Origin of the sequence: Peribacillus sp. B-H-3, assembly GCF_048572925.1 — a bacterium.
Lineage (GTDB): Bacteria > Bacillota > Bacilli > Bacillales > DSM-1321 > Peribacillus.
The window spans coordinates 553442-574850 of record NZ_CP183879.1; the positions used below are offsets into that span (position 1 = coordinate 553442).

Sequence of the window (21409 nt, forward strand, 5' to 3'; positions counted from 1 at the left end):
AGCCTGCCTTTTCTCATTTTTTTGATTATTGACAATAAAAGACAGCCGTGATAAGGTTTTATGGACATAAAGATAGGACAGGTGTATGTTATGAGAAAAAAAATCATCCTGGCTTGTACCGATTGCGGTTCCAGGAATTACAGCTCTGAAAGCAATAAAGAGTCTGGCACTGAACGGCTTGAGGTCAAGAAATATTGCAGTACATGCAATGCCCATACAGTCCACAAGGAAACAAAATAAACATTTTAAATAGATTTGAAAAAAGCTATCCCTATTTGTTGGAGGTACATTCATGAATCGCTTAACTGAGTTTTTCCGCGGAGTAGGCCGCGAGATGAGAAAAGTAAGCTGGCCTAAACGAAAAGAGCTTGCAAGATATACAGTCGTTGTTGTAACAACTGTAGCTGTAATGGCTGTGTTTTTTACAGTTGTGGATTTAGGGATTTCTAAATTAATTCGCTTTGTTCTTGAATAAGAGATTTAAAAATAAGGTATAATAGTGATAGAATAATAAGTGTCAGAAGAAAAGCCCGGAAACGGGTTTTTTAATTTGTCTTTTTTTATTTACAATAAAAACGCTATTTTATTGTTCGTATGTCAGTTTGTTCACGCGGCTGCCGCCAGGGCATAAGACAGTGTTCCGAAAAAACGGATCCGTCGCCCGGGACTGGAGCAAATTGGGGAGGCGCCGGATATGGCCGGCCCTGGATCCTTTTGTCCCGCGAACAGGCTGCAGCACTTGTGTCAGACTAGTAAATAATGGCATGTATTGCCTTGCGAAAATAGAAATTAACACGGGGAGGGATGGACGAAAAGTCCAAATGAATGGAAAAGAACTGGTATGTTGTGCACACTTATTCAGGATATGAAAATAAAGTAAAAACAAATCTTGAAAAACGTGTAGAAACAATGGGTATGCAAGATAAGATATTCCGGGTAGTTGTACCGGAAGAGGAAGAAACAGAAATCAAAGACGGCAAAAAGAAGGTAATGAAAAAGAAAGTGTTTCCAGGCTATGTGCTTGTAGAGATTATCATGACTGATGATTCATGGTATGTTGTGCGAAACACACCGGGAGTTACAGGATTTGTTGGCTCATCTGGAGCGGGATCCAAGCCGACTCCATTATTGCCTGAAGAAATTGAAGTAGTTCTGAAGCGCATGGGAGTAGATGAAAAACGCATTGAAGTTGACTTCGAAATCGGTGAAACCGTACAGGTGAAAGAAGGTCCGTTTGCGAACTTTACCGGATTGATCGAAGAGCTTGATAAAGATAAAAGCAAAGTCAAGGTGCTCGTCAACATGTTTGGCCGGGATACACCGGTTGAACTTGATTTTAACCAGGTAGAAAAATTATAATTTGAAATAACTTGAAATCACTTTTGGAAAGTGGTAAAATTTCAAAGGTCAGTATGTTTCATATGAGACCTTAACGATCTAAACATTCTTTATTCACAATATAAAGAATTACGATGAGTGGGAGGGTAAATACCCTATTACCACATCACGGACTTATAAGGAGGTGTGTCTCGTGGCTAAAAAAGTAATTAAAATGGTTAAATTGCAAATTCCTGCTGGTAAAGCTAATCCGGCTCCACCGGTTGGTCCTGCATTGGGTCAAGCTGGTGTTAATATCATGGGATTCTGTAAGGAGTTTAATGCTCGTACAGCAGACCAAGCTGGTCTTATCATACCTGTAGAGATCACAGTATTTGAAGACCGTTCATTTACATTTATTACAAAAACTCCGCCGGCTGCAGTATTGCTTAAAAAAGCGGCTGGAATTGAGTCTGGTTCTGGTGAACCTAACCGTAACAAAGTTGCTACAGTCAAGCGTGATAAAGTACGTGAGATTGCTGAAACTAAAATGCCTGATCTAAACGCAGCAAACGTTGAATCTGCTATGCGTATGGTTGAAGGTACAGCACGCAGCATGGGTATTGTCATCGAAGACTAATCCATGTAAAAGCTATTGGTTTCTACGAGGTTGCGATTGATACTCGCAACCTTTATTCGTGGGAGGTCATTCCGTTAAAACCACAATTTAGGAGGATTTATATCATGGCAAAAAAAGGTAAACAGTATCTTGAAGCAGCTAAACTAGTTGACAGTTCAAAAGCTTACTCAGCGGCTGAAGCTGTTGAATTAGCAAAAAAAGTTAATTTTTCAAAATTCGATGCAACAGTTGAAGTGGCTTTCCGTTTAGGCGTAGACCCTAAGAAAGCAGATCAGCAAATCCGTGGAGCAGTAGTGCTTCCTAACGGAACTGGTAAAACTCAGCGTGTATTGGTTTTTGCAAAAGGCGAAAAAGCTAAAGAAGCAGAAGCTGCCGGAGCTGACTTCGTTGGCGATACAGACTACATCACTAAAATCCAGCAAGGATGGTTTGACTTCGATGTAATCGTAGCTACTCCTGACATGATGGGTGAAGTTGGTAAACTTGGACGTGTATTAGGACCTAAAGGCTTAATGCCAAACCCTAAAACAGGAACAGTTACATTTGATGTTACTAAAGCGGTTAACGAAATCAAAGCTGGTAAAGTAGAATACCGCGTTGATAAAGCTGGTAATATTCACGCTCCAATCGGTAAAGTTTCTTTCGAAGACAGCAAATTGGTTGAAAACTTTACAACAATCTATGATACATTGATGAAAGTTAAGCCTGCAGCTGCTAAAGGAACTTACATGAAGAATGTTTCTGTAACGACTACAATGGGCCCTGGCGTGAAGGTTGATCCTTCTTCTTTCGTAGCAGTAAAAAATTAATTTGACAATCCAAAACGATTATTGATATAATACGTTTTGTGTTAATAAATGAATATCATTTGTACCGAAGACAGCAGGGGCTTTTGGCTTAATATCCTGCCTAGGTAATTCGATAAATATAGTTTTAGGACTATGACTTTTGAAATTACTGCCTTCATGTCTGCTTGATATGAAGGCTTTTTCTTTAAACGGTATAAATGTTTTCAAGCAAATCAATAGGAGGTGTAAGGATGAGCAGCGTTATCGAACAAAAGAAACAAATCGTTGAAGAGATTGCTGATAAATTTAAAGCAAGCCAATCAACTGTTGTAGTTGACTACCGCGGACTGACTGTTAGTGAAGTTACTGAACTTCGTAAACAGCTTCGTGATGCAGGCGTTGAGTTCAAGGTTTACAAAAACTCAATGACTCGCCGTGCAGTTGAAGCAGCTGAACTTACTGGTTTGAACGAATCTCTTACAGGACCAAATGCAATTGCGTTCTCTAGTGAAGATGTTATTGCGCCAGCGAAAATCCTTAACGATTTCGCGAAAAAACATGAAGCATTAGAAATCAAAGCTGGAGTTATCGAAGGAAATGTTGCATCTGCTGAAGAAATTAAAGCACTTGCAGATCTTCCATCACGTGAAGGCTTGCTGTCTATGCTACTAAGCGTGCTTCAGGCACCTATCCGCAATCTTGCTCTTGCAGCAAAAGCTGTTGCAGATCAAAAAGAAGAGCAAGGCGCGTAAGCTAATAGCCGCTACCGGCTGATTTTAAAAAAAACAACCATTTTAGGAGGAACTATACAATGACTAAAGATCAAATCATTGAAGCAGTTAAAAACATGACTGTTTTAGAATTAAATGACCTTGTAAAAGCAATCGAAGAAGAATTTGGCGTAACTGCTGCTGCTCCTGTAGCAATGGGCGGCGGAGCTGCTGCTGGCGGTGCTGCTGAAGAACAAACTGAATTTGATGTTATTCTTGCTAGCGCTGGAGATCAAAAAATCAAAGTCATCAAAGCTGTTCGCGAAATCACAGGTCTTGGACTTAAAGAAGCGAAAGAACTTGTTGACAACACACCTAAAGCTATCAAAGAAGGCGTGTCTAAAGAAGAAGCAGAAGAAGTTAAAGGTAAACTTGAAGAAGTTGGAGCAAACGTTGAAGTTAAGTAATGTTGCTTGATAAAAAAGCTCGCTTATATTAGCGGGCTTTTTTTCACTTCATTTCTTGTTTTCTCCATGTCTGTACGGCTGATTAGGGATTGTGGCCGTTATGAATAACTGGATTCTTGAGGCGGTGCCAACAGGGAATTCTCTTGTTAAATAAAGAATCCGCGACTCCGTTTCTTGAAAAATCTTCTCTCATATTTTCTTCAATTATTCCTTTCCGATAGGAGGAGATGACTCTGTCAGACCACTACTATTCACAAAATCCGGATGTGGAAAGCAATCCGAAATTTTGGGATTATACATTAAGAGGACGTAAACTCCGTTTTAAAAGTGATAATGGCGTATTCTCTAAAAATGAAATTGATTTTGGTTCGCGTCTTCTAATTGAAACCTTTCAATTTGATAGTGAACTGAGAGGGGATATCCTGGATGTTGGCTGCGGATACGGTCCTATTGGGCTATCGATTGCAGCTTCTTTTCCGGAAAGAACCATAGAAATGGTAGATATCAATAACCGTGCTGTAGAACTTGCTAAAGATAACGCAAAAGCCAACGGAATAAGCAATGTGAAAATCTATGAAAGTGACAGGCTGGAAAATGTTCAATCCTCCCAGTTTGCTGCTATTTTAACAAATCCTCCTATAAGGGCGGGAAAAAAGGTTGTTCATGAGATTTTCGAGGAAAGTTTTAAGAAATTAGTGACTGGCGGCGAATTGCGGGTTGTCATTCAAAAAAAGCAGGGTGCGCCATCAGCAATGGATAAAATGGAGCAGCTTTTTGGAAATGCAGAGATAGCAGAAAAGAAAAAGGGCTATTGGATTCTTGTATCTAAAAAGGTTTGACTCTGTTTTTTGGCTATGTTAGTATTATATAATGCATATATATAATTCCTTAACTATGCAATTTTTGTACCATTTTTAGTATAAAAAATGCATAATGTGGAAAAAATATATAAATAATAGTTCGTTTTATGAGTAATAGTGGTTTTTTTAAAACAAAAACCATTTTCTTTTTGTCTTTTGGAATTTAACAAGTCCAAGAGATGATTAGATCCTTATAATGCTTGATTTAAGGGGTGAATCTGTTGACAGGTCAACTTGTTCAGTATGGACGACACCGCCAGCGCAGAAGCTATGCTAGAATTAGCGAGGTTTTGGAATTACCAAATCTTATTGAAATTCAAACAGCTTCTTATCAATGGTTTTTAGACGAAGGTCTTAGGGAAATGTTTCAGGATATTTCTCCGATTGAAGATTTTACAGGTAATTTATCACTTGAGTTTATTGATTATAGCCTGGGTGACCCGAAATACTCTGTAGAAGAAACAAAAGAGCGGGATGTTACATACTCTGCTCCTCTTCGTGTAAAGGTACGTCTTGTAAATAAAGAAACAGGGGAAGTAAAAGACCAGGATGTTTTCATGGGCGATTTCCCTCTTATGTCTGAAACCGGCACATTTATTATAAATGGTGCTGAGCGTGTTATTGTATCACAGCTGGTGCGTTCTCCGAGTGTATATTACAACGGTAAAATGGACAAAAACGGCAAGCGCGGATACAGTGCAACTGTCATTCCTAACCGCGGTGCTTGGCTGGAGTACGAAACAGATGCCAAAGATGTAGTTTACGTAAGGATTGACCGCACCAGAAAGCTGCCTATTACGGTATTGCTTCGTGCGCTTGGTTTTGGCACAGATCAGGAAATCATTGATTTAATCGGTGATAATGAATATATCCGCAACACGCTTGAAAAAGACAATACTGAAAGTGTTGAAAAAGCGCTGCTCGAAATTTATGAGCGTCTGCGTCCGGGTGAACCGCCTACTGTAGAAAACGCCAAGAGTCTTTTGGTGTCCAGATTCTTTGATCCTAAACGATATGATCTGGCTAACGTAGGGCGTTATAAGATAAATAAAAAGCTTCATATTAAAAACCGCTTGTTTGGCCAGCGCATCGCTGAAACGTTAATTGATCCTGAAACAGGTGAAATTGTCGTTGAAAAAGGCACATTGCTTGATCGCCGTAATCTGGATAAAATCCTGCCAAACATCGAAGCGGGAATCGGTTTTAAAACCTACCATCCAACAGGCGGGGTAGTAGAAGAAGAAACTCTTCTTCAGCCTATTAAAATATATGCTCCAAATGATGCTGAAGGGGAAAAAGTAATTAATGTCATCGGCAATGCTTATGTATCCGATCAGGTGAAGAACATTACACCTGCTGATATTATTTCTTCTATCAGTTATTTCTTCAACCTGCTGCACCAGGTCGGAATTACGGATGATATTGACCATTTGGGAAATCGCCGTCTCCGTTCTGTCGGTGAATTGCTTCAGAACCAATTCCGCATCGGCTTATCCCGTATGGAGCGTGTTGTCCGCGAGAGAATGTCGATTCAGGATACGAACACAATTACACCTCAGCAGCTTATTAATATTCGTCCTGTCATTGCTTCTATTAAAGAGTTCTTTGGAAGCTCTCAATTATCGCAATTCATGGACCAGACGAATCCTTTGGCAGAATTGACTCATAAACGCCGTCTTTCTGCATTGGGACCAGGCGGGTTAACCCGTGAGCGTGCCGGCTTTGAAGTACGTGACGTTCACTACTCCCACTATGGCCGCATGTGTCCGATTGAGACACCAGAGGGCCCGAACATCGGTCTGATTAACTCTCTTTCCAGCTATGCAAAGGTGAACCCTTATGGATTTATTGAAACTCCATATCGCCGTGTAGATCCGGAAACAGGAAAAATTACTAATCGCATCGACTATTTGACAGCTGATGAAGAAGATAACTATGTTGTAGCCCAGGCAAATGTCCGTCTTTCTGATGATGGTTCATTTGTTGATGAAGATGTTGTAGCCCGTTTCCGGGGAGAAAACACTGTAGTTCCGCGTGATCGCGTTGACTACATGGATGTATCTCCTAAACAGGTTGTATCTGCTGCGACAGCATGTATTCCTTTCCTTGAAAATGATGACTCCAACCGTGCGCTTATGGGAGCGAACATGCAGCGTCAAGCAGTTCCGTTAATGCAGCCGGAAGCTCCGCGTGTCGGAACCGGTATGGAATACGTTTCTGCAAAGGATTCTGGAGCTGCAGTAATATGCAAGCATCCAGGCATTGTAGAGCATGTTGAGTCCCGTGAAGTATGGGTGCGCCGTGTGAGTGAGGTTGACGGACAGGAAGTTAAAGGAAACCTTGACAAATACCGCATGCTTAAATTTATCCGTTCCAATCAGGGAACGTGCTATAACCAGCGTCCGATTGTCAGTGTCGGCGATAAAGTGGTAAAAGGAGAAATCCTTGCTGATGGCCCTTCAATGGAAAAAGGAGAGCTGGCACTTGGCCGTAATGTCCTTGTTGCCTTCATGACATGGGATGGCTACAACTATGAAGATGCCATCATTATGAGTGAACGCCTTGTAAAAGATGATGTTTATACATCTATCCATATTGAAGAATATGAGTCAGAGTCACGTGATACCAAGCTTGGACCTGAAGAAATCACCCGTGATATTCCAAACGTCGGTGAAGACGCATTGCGCAATCTTGACGAGCGCGGAATCATCCGTGTGGGTGCAGAAGTAAAAGACGGGGATCTCCTTGTAGGTAAAGTAACTCCTAAAGGGGTGACGGAACTTACTGCTGAAGAACGTCTATTGCATGCAATCTTTGGTGAAAAAGCACGTGAAGTCCGTGATACATCACTTCGGGTTCCGCATGGCGGCGGAGGGATCGTACTGGATGTCAAAGTATTCAACCGTGAAGACGGAGATGAGCTTCCTCCAGGCGTAAACCAGCTTGCCCGTGTGTACATCGTTCAGAAACGTAAAATTCACGAAGGCGATAAAATGGCCGGACGACACGGAAACAAAGGTGTTATCTCCCGCATCCTGCCTGAAGAAGATATGCCTTACATGCCTGATGGCACACCGGTTGATATCATGTTGAATCCTCTGGGTGTTCCGTCCCGTATGAATATCGGCCAGGTACTTGAGCTTCACCTTGGAATGGCAGCCCGTGCACTAAATATTCACGTAGCTTCACCAGTATTTGACGGAGCGCGTGAAGAAGATGTATGGTCTACAATTGAAGAAGCTGGAATGGCGAGAGATGCAAAGACTGTTCTTTATGATGGACGTTCTGGTGAACCATTTGATAACCGTGTTTCCGTTGGTGTCATGTATATGATTAAGCTTGCCCACATGGTTGACGATAAGCTTCATGCCCGTTCAACTGGACCTTACTCACTTGTAACGCAGCAGCCTCTTGGCGGTAAAGCGCAATTTGGCGGACAGCGTTTTGGGGAAATGGAAGTTTGGGCTCTTGAAGCATACGGTGCTGCTTATACTCTTCAAGAAATCCTTACCGTTAAATCTGATGACGTGGTTGGACGTGTTAAAACTTACGAAGCCATCGTCAAGGGCGAAAACGTTCCTGAGCCTGGAGTGCCTGAATCATTCAAAGTATTGATAAAAGAACTCCAAAGCTTAGGATTGGATGTCAAGATCATGAATGCAGAAGACCGTGAAATTGAAATGCGTGATTTAGAAGATGAAGATGATCCTAACCAATCGGATTCTTTGTCCATTGAAGGCCAAAATAAAGATATGGTTGCTTCTGAAGCAGGAGCTAAAAACGCAGGCAACAATTAATTAATGATATGCACTGACGGGCAGTTACTGGTATCCCTGCATTTTGCCGGGGCACCGGCTGCCTGTTGGAGCATTTAATTTAAATACTGTCTGACAGGATAATAGCAATCTTGTCTGATAGACACTCATCTAATATCTCGGCAGAGCTTGGCTATACAAGCAATAAGGGTAAAACCTGGATAACAAAAGGGAGGTAGGCCCCTTGCTAGACGTTAATAATTTTGAATATATGAAGATTGGTTTGGCTTCACCGGACAAGATTCGTTCTTGGTCCCATGGTGAAGTAAAAAAACCTGAAACAATCAACTACCGTACATTAAAGCCAGAAAAAGACGGCTTGTTCTGCGAACGGATCTTGGACCGCAAAAAGACTGGGAATGTCATTGCGGTAAATATAAACGTGTACGTTATAAAGGTGTAGTATGTGACCGATGCGGAGTTGAGGTTACCAGAGCAAAAGTGCGCCGTGAGCGTATGGGGCACATCGAGCTTGCTGCTCCTGTATCTCATATCTGGTACTTTAAAGGCATTCCTAGCCGAATGGGATTAGTCCTTGATATGTCACCTCGTGCTTTAGAGGAAGTCATTTACTTTGCATCATATGTTGTCACTGAAACAGGCGACACATCACTTGAAAAGAAACAGCTCCTTTCTGAGAAGGAATACCGCGCATACCGCGAAAAATACGGAAAAAAATTCCAGGCTGCGATGGGTGCCGAAGCCATTAAAAAGCTTCTTCAAGACATCGATACTGAAAAAGAGGTTGAATCTCTTAAAGAAGAGCTTAAAACCGCTCAAGGACAGCGCAGAACGCGTGCTATCAAGCGGCTTGAGGTGCTTGAGGCTTTCCGTAACTCCGGTAACGAGCCATCATGGATGATCCTTGATGTGCTTCCTGTCATTCCTCCAGAGCTTCGTCCGATGGTTCAATTGGATGGAGGGCGTTTCGCTACATCTGACCTGAATGACCTGTACCGCCGTGTAATTAACCGGAACAACCGTCTAAAAAGACTTTTGGATTTAGGTGCGCCTAGTATTATCGTACAAAATGAAAAGCGTATGCTTCAAGAAGCTGTAGATGCTTTAATTGATAATGGCCGCCGCGGTCGTCCGGTTACTGGACCAGGAAACAGGCCTTTGAAATCCCTGTCACATATGCTGAAGGGTAAACAAGGACGTTTCCGTCAAAACCTTCTTGGTAAACGTGTTGACTATTCCGGACGTTCCGTTATCGTAGTTGGACCTAACCTGAAAATGTATCAGTGCGGACTTCCTAAGGAAATGGCAATTGAATTATTCAAACCTTTCGTTATGAAGGAATTGGTACAAAAAGGATTGGCGCATAACATCAAGTCTGCCAAACGCAAAATTGAACGTTTGTCTCCTGAATCTGGGATGTCCTAGAAGCTGTAATCAAGGAGCATCCGGTATTGCTGAACCGTGCACCAACGCTTCACAGATTGGGTATCCAGGCATTTGAACCTACACTTGTAGAAGGCCGGGCAATCCGTCTTCATCCGCTTGTATGTACAGCATACAATGCTGACTTTGACGGTGACCAAATGGCTGTTCACGTTCCTTTATCTGCAGAGGCACAGGCAGAAGCGCGCATGCTGATGCTTGCAGCTCAAAACATCTTGAATCCTAAGGACGGAAAACCGGTTGTTACTCCTTCACAGGATATGGTACTGGGCAACTATTACCTTACCCTTGAAAGAGAAGACGCAATTGGTGAAGGCATGGTCTTCAAGGATACAAGCGAAGCGCTGCTTGCCTATCAAAATGGCTATATTCATTTGCATTCCCGCTGTGCGGTACACGCTTCTTCATTAAATAATGAGACGTTTACAGAAGAACAAAATAGGCAGCTTCTCATCACAACAGTTGGAAAGCTTGTCTTTAATGAAATTCTTCCTAAATCGTTCCCTTACATTAATGAACCGACAAAATTAAACTTGGAAGTGAAAACTCCTGAGAAATATTTTGTGGAAAAAGGCGCAGACATTAAGGAATTAATCAAGGCTCAGGAAATCATTGATCCTTTCAAGAAAAAGATACTTGGTAATATCATCGCGGAAGTATTTAAACGTTTCAAAATTACTGAAACATCCAAAATGCTTGACCGCATGAAAGACCTTGGATTTAAATATTCTACTAAAGCCGGCATTACGGTTGGTGTTGCTGATATCGTTGTATTGGGCGAAAAGCAGCAGATCATCGAAGAAGCACAGCATAAAGTAGATAATGTTCTAAAACAGTTCAGACGTGGTCTAATCACCGAAGATGAGCGTTACGATCGTGTTATTTCAATTTGGAGCGCTGCCAAGGATACCATTCAGTCCAAACTGATGAATTCCCTTCACCGCCGCAACCCGATCTTCATGATGAGTGATTCCGGAGCGCGTGGTAACGCATCTAACTTCACTCAGCTTGCTGGTATGCGCGGATTGATGGCCAACCCGGCTGGGCGAATTATTGAATTGCCGATTAAATCAAGCTTCCGTGAAGGCTTAACAGTTCTGGAGTACTTCATCTCTACCCATGGTGCTCGTAAAGGTCTTGCGGATACAGCCCTTAAAACGGCGGATTCAGGTTACCTTACACGCCGTCTCGTTGACGTGGCGCAAGATGTCATCGTCCGTGAAGATGATTGTGGTACAGACCGCGGATTGCTGATTTCTGCTCTGAAAGATGGAACAGAAATTATCGAAAAACTTGAAGAACGTCTAATAGGCCGACATGCAAGAAAAGCGATCAAACATCCGGAAACGAATGAAGTAATCGTGCCTGAAAACGGCCTGATCACTGAAGATCTAGCTATCTATATCGAAGAAGTTGGCGTTGAACAAGTTTGGATCCGTTCTGCATTTACATGTAACACCAGCCATGGTGTATGTAAAAAATGTTACGGACGCAACCTGGCAACTGGCCAAGAGGTTGAAGTTGGTGAAGCAGTCGGAATCATTGCTGCCCAATCAATCGGTGAACCAGGAACACAGCTTACAATGCGTACGTTCCATACAGGCGGTGTTGCCGGTGATGATATCACTCAAGGTCTTCCTCGTATTCAAGAGATATTTGAAGCAAGGAACCCTAAAGGTCAAGCGATTATCTCTGAAATTGAGGGTACGATTGTATCAATTAATGAAATTCGCGATAAACAGCAGGAAATCGTTGTTCAGGGTGCAGTTGAATCCCGCACTTACACAGCGCCATATACAGCGCGCCTGAGAGTAACCGTGGATTCGCACATCGGCCGCGGCCATGAATTAACAGAGGGTTCCATCGATCCTAAGGAACTCTTAAAAGTAACAGATGTATTATCTGTTCAAGAATACCTGCTTCGTGAAGTTCAGAAGGTTTACCGTATGCAAGGCGTTGAAATTGGCGACAAACATATCGAGGTAATGGTAAGGCAGATGCTGCGCAAAGTAAGAGTCATTGACGCAGGAGATACAGATGTCCTTCCAGGAACCCTTTTGGATGTACACCAATTTACACAGGCAAATACAGCTGCGCTTCTATCAGGTAAAATTCCTGCGACTGGCCGCCCTGTATTACTGGGTATTACGAAAGCATCACTTGAAACGGATTCATTCTTATCTGCGGCATCTTTCCAGGAAACTACAAGAGTCTTGACTGATGCAGCAATCAAAGGCAAGCGCGATGAATTGCTTGGTCTTAAAGAGAATGTTATCATAGGTAAATTAGTACCTGCAGGAACAGGAATGCTGCGCTATAGAAAAGCACAGCCAGTATTCAAAGAAACTGCAGATGAAGAAATTGTGCCAGCAGATTAAGTAAAAACTGGTACATGGCAAATGATGATCATAAAGAGAAGCTTTCTCTTTATGATCTATTCATTGCTTTAGGCTATTGCATAGCTGTTATTATTAAAAGGAAATCTTTTGCTAGAGTTTTTTTTCTAAAAGAAAGTTGACAGTATACTAGTTGTAGTGATACTATAGCAAAGGTGCTCCTATAAAACCCTGTTACTTTGGAGGATATGAATCATGTCTTATGAAAAAGTGCTACAGGCAAAGTCAGTGGTTATAGGAACAAAACAAACAGTGAGAGCTCTTAAAAATAGTTTGATTCAGGAAGTTTTTATCGCTCAGGATGCTGACATTTTCTTGACAGCCCGGGTTGCAGAAACAGCCAAAGAATTAAATGTTCCAATCACATACGTTGATTCGATGCGAATGCTGGGTAAGGCATGTGGTATAGATGTCGGAGCAGCAACTGTTGCCATTAAAAAGTAAAACTGTTTTTGCGAATATCTTTTGCAAGAACTTTGTTTTTGCTCATTTATGAACCACCTGGATGTGTGGTACTAGAACGAAAAAGTGAAGGGAGGAAACAAAAATGCCTACTATTAATCAATTAGTGCGCAAAGGACGCGAGTCCAAGATCGAAAAATCAGATTCACCAGCACTAAACAAAGGCTACAACAGCTTTAAGAAAGCACAAACTAACGTATCATCTCCGCAAAAGCGTGGTGTTTGTACTCGTGTTGGTACAATGACTCCAAAGAAACCAAACTCCGCGTTGCGTAAATATGCACGTGTACGTTTGACAAACGGTATCGAGGTAACAGCTTATATCCCAGGTATCGGACACAACCTGCAAGAACACAGCGTGGTACTTATCCGCGGCGGACGTGTAAAGGATTTACCAGGGGTACGTTACCACATCGTTCGTGGTGCGCTTGATACTGCTGGTGTAAACAACCGTATGCAAGGACGTTCTAAGTATGGAACAAAGCGTCCAAAAGCACCGAAAAAATAATAATAACTAAAAATATGAACTTTCTCGAAAGGAGGAAATGTAATGCCTCGTAAAGGACCAGTAACAAAAAGAGATGTATTGCCAGATCCGATTTATAATTCTAAGCTTGTAACTCGTTTAATCAACAAAATGATGGTTGATGGACAAAGAGGTAAATCACAAAAAATTCTTTACTCAGCACTTGACCTTATTAAGGAACGTACTGGTAACGAACCGATTGAAGTGTTTGATCAAGCACTAAAAAATATCATGCCTGTATTAGAAGTTAGAGCTCGCCGTGTGGGTGGTGCAAACTACCAAGTACCAGTTGAGGTACGCCCTGACCGCCGCTCTACTCTAGGACTTCGCTGGTTGGTTAACTACTCTCGTCTTCGTGGAGAAAAAACGATGGAAGAGCGTTTGGCTAACGAAATTATGGATGCTGCAAACAACACTGGAGCTTCTGTAAAGAAACGTGAAGATACACACAAAATGGCTGAAGCTAACAAAGCATTCGCTCACTACCGCTGGTAAGATCGGCCTTGCTTTTAAAAACATTCTAATACTAGGAAGGAGAAAGACCAAATGGCAAGAGAGTTCTCCTTAGCAAATACTCGTAATATCGGCATCATGGCTCACATCGATGCTGGTAAAACGACTACAACAGAACGTGTTCTTTATTATACAGGCCGTATCCACAAGATCGGTGAAACTCATGAAGGTGCATCTCAGATGGACTGGATGGAGCAGGAACAAGAACGCGGAATTACAATCACTTCTGCAGCAACAACTGCACAATGGAAAGGCCACCGTGTAAACATTATTGATACACCGGGACACGTAGACTTCACAGTAGAAGTTGAACGTTCCCTTCGTGTACTTGATGGTGCAGTAGCAGTACTTGATGCACAATCAGGTGTTGAGCCTCAAACTGAAACAGTTTGGCGCCAGGCTACTACTTACGGTGTACCGCGTATCGTATTTGTAAACAAGATGGATAAAATTGGTGCTGATTTCCTATACTCAGTTAAAACCATTCATGACCGTCTTCAAGCAAATGCACATCCTATTCAATTGCCAATCGGCGCTGAAGATGATTTCGAAGCTATCATTGACTTAATCGAGATGAAAGCTACTTTCTACAGCAACGATTTAGGCACTGATATGGAAGTGCGTGATATTCCTGAAGAGCATAAAGAACTTGCTGAAGAATACCGTGAAAAGCTAATTGAAGCAGTAGCGGAATTAGACGAAGACTTAATGGAAAAATACCTTGGCGGTGAAGAAATCACTAACGAAGAGCTTAAAGCTGGCATTCGTAAAGGTACTGTTAATGTTGAGTTTTTCCCTGTAATCTGTGGATCAGCATTTAAAAACAAAGGTGTTCAGCTAATGCTGGATAACGTTATCGACTTCCTTCCATCTCCATTAGATGTACCTGCTATCAAAGGTACTATCCCTGATACAGAGGAAGAAGTAGAACGTCATTCAGATGATAGCGAACCATTCTCAGCTCTAGCTTTCAAAGTTATGACTGACCCTTATGTTGGTAAACTGACATTCTTCCGCGTATATTCCGGAACTTTGCAGTCTGGTTCTTATGTTATCAACTCTACTAAAGGAAAACGTGAACGTATCGGGCGTATCCTTCAAATGCACGCTAACAGCCGCCAAGAGATCTCTGAAGTACATGCAGGAGACATTGCAGCTGCAGTAGGTTTGAAAGATACTACTACTGGTGATACACTATGTGACGACAAGAATCTTGTAATTCTTGAGTCTATGGAATTCCCTGAACCGGTTATCTCACTTTCAGTTGAGCCTAAGTCCAAAGCAGACCAAGACAAAATGTCTAATGCTCTTCAAAAGCTACAAGAAGAAGATCCTACTTTCCGTGCACATACTGACCAGGAAACTGGACAAACAATCATTGCTGGTATGGGTGAACTTCACCTTGATATCATCGTTGACCGTATGCGACGCGAATTCAAAGTCGAAGCTAATGTTGGTGCCCCTCAGGTTGCATATCGTGAAACTTTCCGCGGCTCTGCGCAAGTCGAAGGTAAGTTTGTACGTCAATCAGGCGGACGCGGACAATTCGGACATGTTTGGATTGAGTTCTCTCCAAACGAAGAAGGAAAAGGATTCGAATTTGAGAATGCTATCGTCGGTGGTGTAGTTCCTCGTGAATACATCCCTGCTGTTCAAGCGGGTCTAGTAGATTCCCTTGATAATGGTGTTCTTGCAGGATTCCCGCTTGTTGACATCAAAGCTAAATTATTTGATGGATCTTACCATGACGTTGACTCCAACGAAATGGCCTTCAAAATTGCAGCTTCAATGGCACTTAAAAATGCGGCTTCTAAATGTAAACCAGTTATTCTTGAGCCAATCATGAAAGTAGAAGTTGTTATTCCTGAAGAATACATGGGCGACATCATGGGAGATATCACTTCCAGACGCGGACGTGTAGAAGGTATGGAAGCACGCGGAAACACACAAGCTGTCCGTGCGATGGTTCCATTATCTGAAATGTTCGGTTATGCAACATCTCTACGTTCTAACACTCAAGGACGCGGAACATTCTCTATGCACTTCGACCATTATGAAGAAGTACCAAAGAGCATTTCTGAAGAAATTATCAAAAAAAATAAAGGCGAATAATTGATTTTCGCCTTTTAATCAAGTATAACTACTTATATAAGCTATGAAAGCAGGAAACCCTTGTTTTCATAGCCATAATATACTTAAACTTTTATATAATTTTAAGGAGGAATATCCTAATGGGAAAAGCTAAATACGATCGCTCAAAACCGCACGTTAATATCGGTACAATTGGTCACGTTGACCATGGTAAAACAACTTTAACAGCTGCTATCACTACTGTTCTTGCTAAAGCTGGTGGAGCTGAAGCACGTGGGTACGATCAAATCGACGCAGCTCCAGAAGAAAGAGAGCGTGGAATCACAATCTCTACTGCACACGTTGAGTACGAAACTGAAACTCGCCACTATGCACACGTTGACTGCCCTGGACATGCTGACTATGTTAAGAACATGATCACTGGTGCTGCTCAAATGGACGGCGGTATCCTAGTTGTTTCTGCAGCTGATGGCCCAATGCCACAAACTCGTGAGCACATCCTTCTTTCTCGTCAAGTTGGTGTTCCTTACCTAGTAGTATTCATGAACAAATGCGACATGGTTGATGACGAAGAACTACTTGAACTAGTTGAAATGGAAATTCGTGATCTTCTTTCTGAATATGAATTCCCTGGCGATGATATCCCAGTAATCAAAGGTTCTGCTCTTAGAGCTCTTGAAGGCGATGCAGCATGGGAAGAAAAAATCGTTGAATTAATGTCAGCTGTTGATGAGTATATCCCAACTCCAACTCGTGACACTGAAAAACCATTCATGATGCCTGTTGAGGATGTTTTCTCAATCACTGGACGCGGAACAGTTGCTACTGGCCGTGTTGAGCGTGGACAAGTTAAAGTCGGCGATGTAATTGAAATCGTTGGTTTAGCTGAAGAAGCAAAATCTACAACTGTAACTGGTGTTGAAATGTTCCGTAAGCTTCTTGATTATGCAGAAGCTGGCGATAACATTGGTGCTCTTCTTCGTGGTGTTGCACGTGAAGACATCCAACGTGGACAAGTACTTGCTAAGCCAGGTACAATCAACCCACACACAAAGTTCAAAGCTGAAGTTTATGTTCTTTCAAAAGAAGAAGGCGGACGTCATACTCCTTTCTTCACTAACTACCGCCCACAGTTCTACTTCCGTACAACTGATGTAACTGGTATCTGCAACCTTCCTGAAGGCGTAGAAATGGTTATGCCTGGCGATAACATTGAAATGACTGTTGAACTTATTGCTTCTGTTGCTATCGAAGAAGGTACAAAATTCTCTATCCGTGAGGGTGGACGTACTGTTGGTGCTGGAGTAGTAGCTACAATCCAAGAGTAATTTTAACATTTTTATATCGAAAGGGACGCCTTTCACAGAAGAGCAGATGGGACGCCATCTGCTCTTTTTGTTTTGTTTAAATATATTAAATAGGCTCTGCTAAAGAAACATATTAATTGGAGCAAGTGGGTTAGACTATTCCTTTCGGATAAATATGTTTATGAAGAGCGATGGTCCTCAGGAAAGGCCGGAATTCAAAACTCCTCGGAGTCTATCGTGTTTAGAGAGGATATCAGCAGGAATATATGCAGAGACATTAATAAGAAATGCAAATCATGCAGAGTATATTTAGCTCATGTTTGTGATCACCAGCATGTATATTTCTGTTAGATACAGTCTTGATATTTTCTATATAATAGAAGCAAATGGACAAATGAAATTAACCGTAAAGATTTACTTGATAAAATGTAATAGCGTATGTATAATAGTAGAAGTGTGTTGCACATTGAATCAGTTAAAGTTTTTACTTGCTAATTCATAGTGTTTTATGTATAATAGACAATGTTGGTCTTTGACTGCGATGATATGGAAGGTTGCTGACACACCCGGCCGCTTTGCCATGGCGGGTATGTGGGAAATTTCCATTGAGAAGGTCTATTTCTAAAATAGGCGAAAAGGAGGGAAAATAATGGCAAAACAAAAAATTCGTATTCGTTTGAAAGCATATGATCACAGAATTCTTGATCAATCTGCTGAGAAAATTGTAGAAACTGCAAAACGTTCTGGTGCGGCTGTATCTGGCCCAATTCCATTACCGACAGAAAGATCTGTTTACACGATCCTTCGTGCGGTTCATAAGTACAAAGATTCTCGTGAACAATTCGAGATGCGTACACACAAACGTCTAATCGATATCGTTAATCCAACTCCGCAAACAGTTGATTCACTTATGCGTTTGGATTTACCATCCGGTGTTGACATTGAAATTAAACTTTAATATATAAAAACAATTATTTTTCAGGAGGTGTGACTAATGACCAAAGGAATCTTAGGAAGAAAAATCGGTATGACGCAAGTATTTGCTGAAAACGGCGAGCTTATCCCGGTAACTGTTATTGAAGCAGCTAACAACGTTGTACTTCAAAAGAAAACAGTTGAAGTTGATGGCTATGAAGCTGTTCAAATCGGTTACGAAAATAAACGTGAAAAACTTTCCAACAAACCTGAACAAGGACATGTTGCGAAGGCAAACACGGCACCTAAGCGCTTCATTCGCGAATTCCGCGATACAAATCTCACTGATTATGAGATGGGTCAAGAAGTCAAAGTTGATATTTTCGCCGAAGGCGATGTAGTTGATGTTACAGGAATCTCAAAGGGTAAAGGTTTCCAGGGTGCTATTAAACGCCACGGACAATCACGCGGACCAATGGCTCACGGATCACGTTACCACCGCCGCCCAGGTTCAATGGGTCCTGTTGCTCCAAACCGTGTATTCAAAGGTAAATTATTGCCTGGACGTATGGGTGGAGAACAAATCACTGTACAAAACCTAACTATCGTTAAAGTTGATCTTGAGCGCAACCTTCTTTTAATCAAGGGTAATGTGCCTGGACCTAGAAAAGCTTTAATTAAAGTTAAAACTGCAGTTAAAGCTAAGTAATTTTCCGAGAAAGGAGGAGCATTAGAATGCCAAAAGTTACAATGTTCAACCAAGCTGGTTCTCAAGTTGGCGATATTGAGCTAAATGAGTCTATTTTTGGAATTGAGCCTAACAATAGTGTTTTATTTGAAGCAATCATCATGCAAAGGGCTTCCTTGCGACAAGGAAACCATAAAGTAAAAAACCGTTCTGAAGTGGCAGGCGGCGGACGTAAACCTTGGAAACAAAAAGGTACTGGACGCGCTCGTCAAGGATCTATCCGTTCACCACAATGGCGTGGAGGCGGTACTGTATTCGGTCCTACACCAAGAACTTATAGCTACAAACTGCCTAAAAAGGTACGTCGTCTAGCTATTAAATCTGCTTTATCTGCTAAAGTTTTGGAAGAGAACGTACTAGTTCTTGAAAGCTTGTCTTTCGAAACTCCGAAAACAAAAGAATTTGCAGCTGTACTGAAAGGTCTTTCTGTAGACACTAAAGCACTAATTATAACTGATGGAGTAGATGAGAAAGTTGCTTTATCTGCACGTAACCTTCCTGGTGTTACAGTAGTAGAAGCTAACGGTCTTAACGTTCTTGATGTTGTGTCCCACAGCAAACTGATCTTGACTAAATCAGCTGTTGAAAAAGTAGAGGAGGTGCTTGCATAATGGATGCACGCGATATCATTAAGCGCCCCGTAATTACTGAACGTTCTTCAGACTTAATGGCTGAGAAAAAATACACTTTTGAAGTCGATGTTAGAGCTAATAAAACTCAAGTTAAAGATGCTGTTCAAGAAATCTTCGGCGTTGAAGTTGAAAAAGTTAACATCATGAACTACAAAGGTAAATTCAAGCGCATGGGTAAACATGCCGGCTACACAAACAAGCGCCGTAAAGCAATTATTAAATTAACTGCTGACAGCAAAGAAATCGAGCTATTTGAAGCTTAATTCATTAGAGAAGGAGGGAAATACACATGGCGATTAAAAAGTATAAACCTACCTCTAACGGTCGACGCGGCATGACGGTGTCTGATTTCGCAGAAATCACAACTGACAAACCGGAAAAATCATTGCTTGCTCCTTTAAAAAATAAAGGCGGCCGTAACAACCAAGGTAAGTTGACAGTTCGTCATCAAGGTGGCGGCCATAAGCGTCAATACCGTATCATTGACTTCAAACGTCAAAAAGATGGTATACCAGGACGCGTTGCTACTATTGAGTACGATCCGAATCGTTCAGCAAATATTGCATTAATTAATTATGTGGATGGAGAAAAACGTTATATCCTTGCTCCGAAAAACCTAGAAGTAGGTATGGAGGTTATGTCAGGTATTGAAGCTGACATCAAAGTAGGTAACTCTCTTCCATTATCAAACATTCCAGTTGGTACAGTTATTCATAACATCGAGCTTAAACCAGGAAAAGGCGGACAATTAGTTCGTTCAGCAGGTACATCTGCACAGGTTCTTGGTAAAGAAGGCCGTTATGTTCTTGTACGTTTAAACTCTGGTGAAGTTCGCATGATTCTAGCTACTTGCCGTGCAACAATCGGCCAAGTCGGCAACGAGCAGCACGAACTAATCAACATTGGTAAAGCAGGACGTTCTCGCTGGTTAGGCAAACGCCCGACAGTCCGCGGATCTGTAATGAACCCTAATGATCACCCACACGGTGGTGGTGAAGGTCGTTCTCCAATCGGACGTAAGTCTCCAATGTCTCCATGGGGCAAACCGACTCTTGGATATAAAACACGTAAGAAGAAAAACAAGTCCGATAAATTTATCGTTCGTCGTCGCAAAAAATAACGGGGTTGCACTACGGTTCATATATAGAACCGTAGAACAATCACGAAGGGAGGTACACATATGGGACGCAGCACTAAAAAAGGGCCTTTTGTTGATGAGCATTTAATCGTTAAGGTTGAAAAGTTAAATGAAGCTGACAAGAAACAGGTAGTAAAAACTTGGTCTCGTCGTTCAACAATCTTCCCGCAATTCATCGGCCACACAATCGCTGTTTATGATGGACGCAAACACGTGCCGGTATATGTAACTGAAGATATGGTAGGCCACAAGCTTGGCGAATTCGCGCCTACACGTACTTACAAAGGTCACGCAAGTGACGATAAGAAAACAAGACGTTAATGAGAGGAGGGCATCTCATGGAAGCAAAAGCTGTTGCAAAAACAGTCCGTATTGCTCCTCGTAAAGTCCGTTTAGTAGCAGATTTAATTCGAGGAAAACAAGTAGGTGAAGCGGTAGCGATTTTACGCTTAACTCCAAAAGGCGCTTCTCCAGTCGTAGAAAAAGTTCTTAAGTCTGCTGTTGCAAACGCGGAACACAACTACGAAATGGATATTAATAACCTAGTTGTTTCAGAAGCATACGTTAACGAAGGACCAACTTTAAAACGTTTCCGTCCTCGCGCAATGGGACGTGCGAGTGCGATCAACAAACGTACTAGTCATATTACAATCGTTGTATCAGAAAAGAAGGAGGGATAA

At 41.8% G+C, this 21409-nt stretch carries 21 protein-coding genes, 1 pseudogene and 1 other annotated feature; all 22 genes and pseudogenes read left to right on the forward strand.

The features are described 5' to 3' along the window. Positions 1-90 precede the first annotated feature (90 nt). The 22 genes and pseudogenes from rpmG to rplV all read left to right on the forward strand — a co-directional run bounded on the left by rpmG (position 91) and on the right by rplV (position 21409). Positions 91-240: a 50S ribosomal protein L33 gene (gene rpmG, locus ACN6MY_RS02575; RefSeq protein WP_083392117.1), complete on the forward strand. Its 150-nt coding sequence runs from the start codon at positions 91-93 to the stop codon at positions 238-240. A 52-nt stretch (positions 241-292) separates the two neighbouring features. Then, on the forward strand, positions 293-475 hold the full coding sequence (gene secE / locus ACN6MY_RS02580) for a preprotein translocase subunit SecE (RefSeq protein ID WP_071351406.1): 183 nt from the start codon (positions 293-295) through the stop codon (positions 473-475). Positions 476-825: 350 nt separating this feature from the next. Then, on the forward strand, positions 826-1359 hold the full coding sequence (gene nusG / locus ACN6MY_RS02585; RefSeq protein WP_419882651.1) for a transcription termination/antitermination protein NusG: 534 nt from the start codon (positions 826-828) through the stop codon (positions 1357-1359). A gap of 172 nt (positions 1360-1531) precedes the next feature. Further along, positions 1532-1957, forward strand: a complete 426-nt coding sequence (gene rplK, locus ACN6MY_RS02590; protein ID WP_029282857.1) for a 50S ribosomal protein L11 — start codon at positions 1532-1534, stop codon at positions 1955-1957. Positions 1958-2061: 104 nt separating this feature from the next. Continuing rightward, positions 2062-2766 carry a 50S ribosomal protein L1 gene (gene rplA / locus ACN6MY_RS02595; RefSeq protein ID WP_419882652.1) on the forward strand — a complete coding sequence of 235 codons (705 nt, stop codon included), beginning with the start codon at positions 2062-2064 and terminating at the stop codon, positions 2764-2766. A 46-nt stretch (positions 2767-2812) separates the two neighbouring features. After that, positions 2813-2958: a sequence feature (ribosomal protein L10 leader region), on the forward strand. Positions 2959-2996: 38 nt separating this feature from the next. After that, the gene (gene rplJ / locus ACN6MY_RS02600; protein ID WP_419882653.1) at positions 2997-3497 is read left to right on the forward strand and encodes a 50S ribosomal protein L10; all 501 of its coding nucleotides are present in this window, start codon (positions 2997-2999) and stop codon (positions 3495-3497) included. 59 nt (positions 3498-3556) lie between these two features. Next, positions 3557-3922 (forward strand): 50S ribosomal protein L7/L12, encoded by a 366-nt coding sequence (rplL, locus tag ACN6MY_RS02605; RefSeq protein ID WP_071351402.1) that lies wholly within the window; start codon positions 3557-3559, stop codon positions 3920-3922. Positions 3923-4155: 233 nt separating this feature from the next. Then, on the forward strand, positions 4156-4761 hold the full coding sequence (locus ACN6MY_RS02610; RefSeq protein ID WP_419884052.1) for a class I SAM-dependent methyltransferase: 606 nt from the start codon (positions 4156-4158) through the stop codon (positions 4759-4761). Between the two features lie 242 nt (positions 4762-5003). Then, on the forward strand, positions 5004-8579 hold the full coding sequence (rpoB, locus tag ACN6MY_RS02615) for a DNA-directed RNA polymerase subunit beta (protein ID WP_419882654.1): 3576 nt from the start codon (positions 5004-5006) through the stop codon (positions 8577-8579). Between the two features lie 202 nt (positions 8580-8781). Then, positions 8782-12379 (forward strand): annotated as a pseudogene (gene rpoC, locus ACN6MY_RS02620) (DNA-directed RNA polymerase subunit beta'). 213 nt (positions 12380-12592) lie between these two features. Then, positions 12593-12841 carry a 50S ribosomal protein L7ae-like protein gene (locus tag ACN6MY_RS02625; RefSeq protein WP_071351399.1) on the forward strand — a complete coding sequence of 83 codons (249 nt, stop codon included), beginning with the start codon at positions 12593-12595 and terminating at the stop codon, positions 12839-12841. A 103-nt stretch (positions 12842-12944) separates the two neighbouring features. Continuing rightward, complete coding sequence (gene rpsL, locus ACN6MY_RS02630) at positions 12945-13367, forward strand: 30S ribosomal protein S12 (protein ID WP_071351398.1); 423 nt, start codon at positions 12945-12947, stop codon at positions 13365-13367. Positions 13368-13409: 42 nt separating this feature from the next. Continuing rightward, the gene (gene rpsG, locus ACN6MY_RS02635) at positions 13410-13880 is read left to right on the forward strand and encodes a 30S ribosomal protein S7 (RefSeq protein WP_071351397.1); all 471 of its coding nucleotides are present in this window, start codon (positions 13410-13412) and stop codon (positions 13878-13880) included. Between the two features lie 51 nt (positions 13881-13931). Further along, entirely contained in the window at positions 13932-16010 is a 2079-nt protein-coding gene (gene fusA, locus ACN6MY_RS02640) for an elongation factor G (protein WP_419882655.1), read from the forward strand. Between the two features lie 119 nt (positions 16011-16129). Continuing rightward, positions 16130-17317 (forward strand): elongation factor Tu, encoded by a 1188-nt coding sequence (gene tuf, locus ACN6MY_RS02645; RefSeq protein ID WP_071351395.1) that lies wholly within the window; start codon positions 16130-16132, stop codon positions 17315-17317. 628 nt (positions 17318-17945) lie between these two features. Continuing rightward, the gene (rpsJ, locus tag ACN6MY_RS02650) at positions 17946-18254 is read left to right on the forward strand and encodes a 30S ribosomal protein S10 (RefSeq protein ID WP_019244375.1); all 309 of its coding nucleotides are present in this window, start codon (positions 17946-17948) and stop codon (positions 18252-18254) included. A 36-nt stretch (positions 18255-18290) separates the two neighbouring features. Continuing rightward, positions 18291-18920: a 50S ribosomal protein L3 gene (gene rplC, locus ACN6MY_RS02655; RefSeq protein ID WP_071351394.1), complete on the forward strand. Its 630-nt coding sequence runs from the start codon at positions 18291-18293 to the stop codon at positions 18918-18920. A gap of 26 nt (positions 18921-18946) precedes the next feature. Continuing rightward, on the forward strand, positions 18947-19570 hold the full coding sequence (rplD, locus tag ACN6MY_RS02660) for a 50S ribosomal protein L4 (RefSeq protein ID WP_071351393.1): 624 nt from the start codon (positions 18947-18949) through the stop codon (positions 19568-19570). Then, complete coding sequence (gene rplW, locus ACN6MY_RS02665) at positions 19570-19854, forward strand: 50S ribosomal protein L23 (protein WP_071351392.1); 285 nt, start codon at positions 19570-19572, stop codon at positions 19852-19854. The genes rplD and rplW overlap by 1 nt, the downstream gene beginning before the upstream one ends. Positions 19855-19880: 26 nt before the next feature. Beyond that, positions 19881-20711: a 50S ribosomal protein L2 gene (gene rplB / locus ACN6MY_RS02670; RefSeq protein ID WP_419882656.1), complete on the forward strand. Its 831-nt coding sequence runs from the start codon at positions 19881-19883 to the stop codon at positions 20709-20711. 60 nt (positions 20712-20771) lie between these two features. Continuing rightward, on the forward strand, positions 20772-21050 hold the full coding sequence (rpsS, locus tag ACN6MY_RS02675) for a 30S ribosomal protein S19 (RefSeq protein WP_071351390.1): 279 nt from the start codon (positions 20772-20774) through the stop codon (positions 21048-21050). Positions 21051-21067: 17 nt separating this feature from the next. Continuing rightward, positions 21068-21409: a 50S ribosomal protein L22 gene (gene rplV / locus ACN6MY_RS02680; protein WP_071351389.1), complete on the forward strand. Its 342-nt coding sequence runs from the start codon at positions 21068-21070 to the stop codon at positions 21407-21409.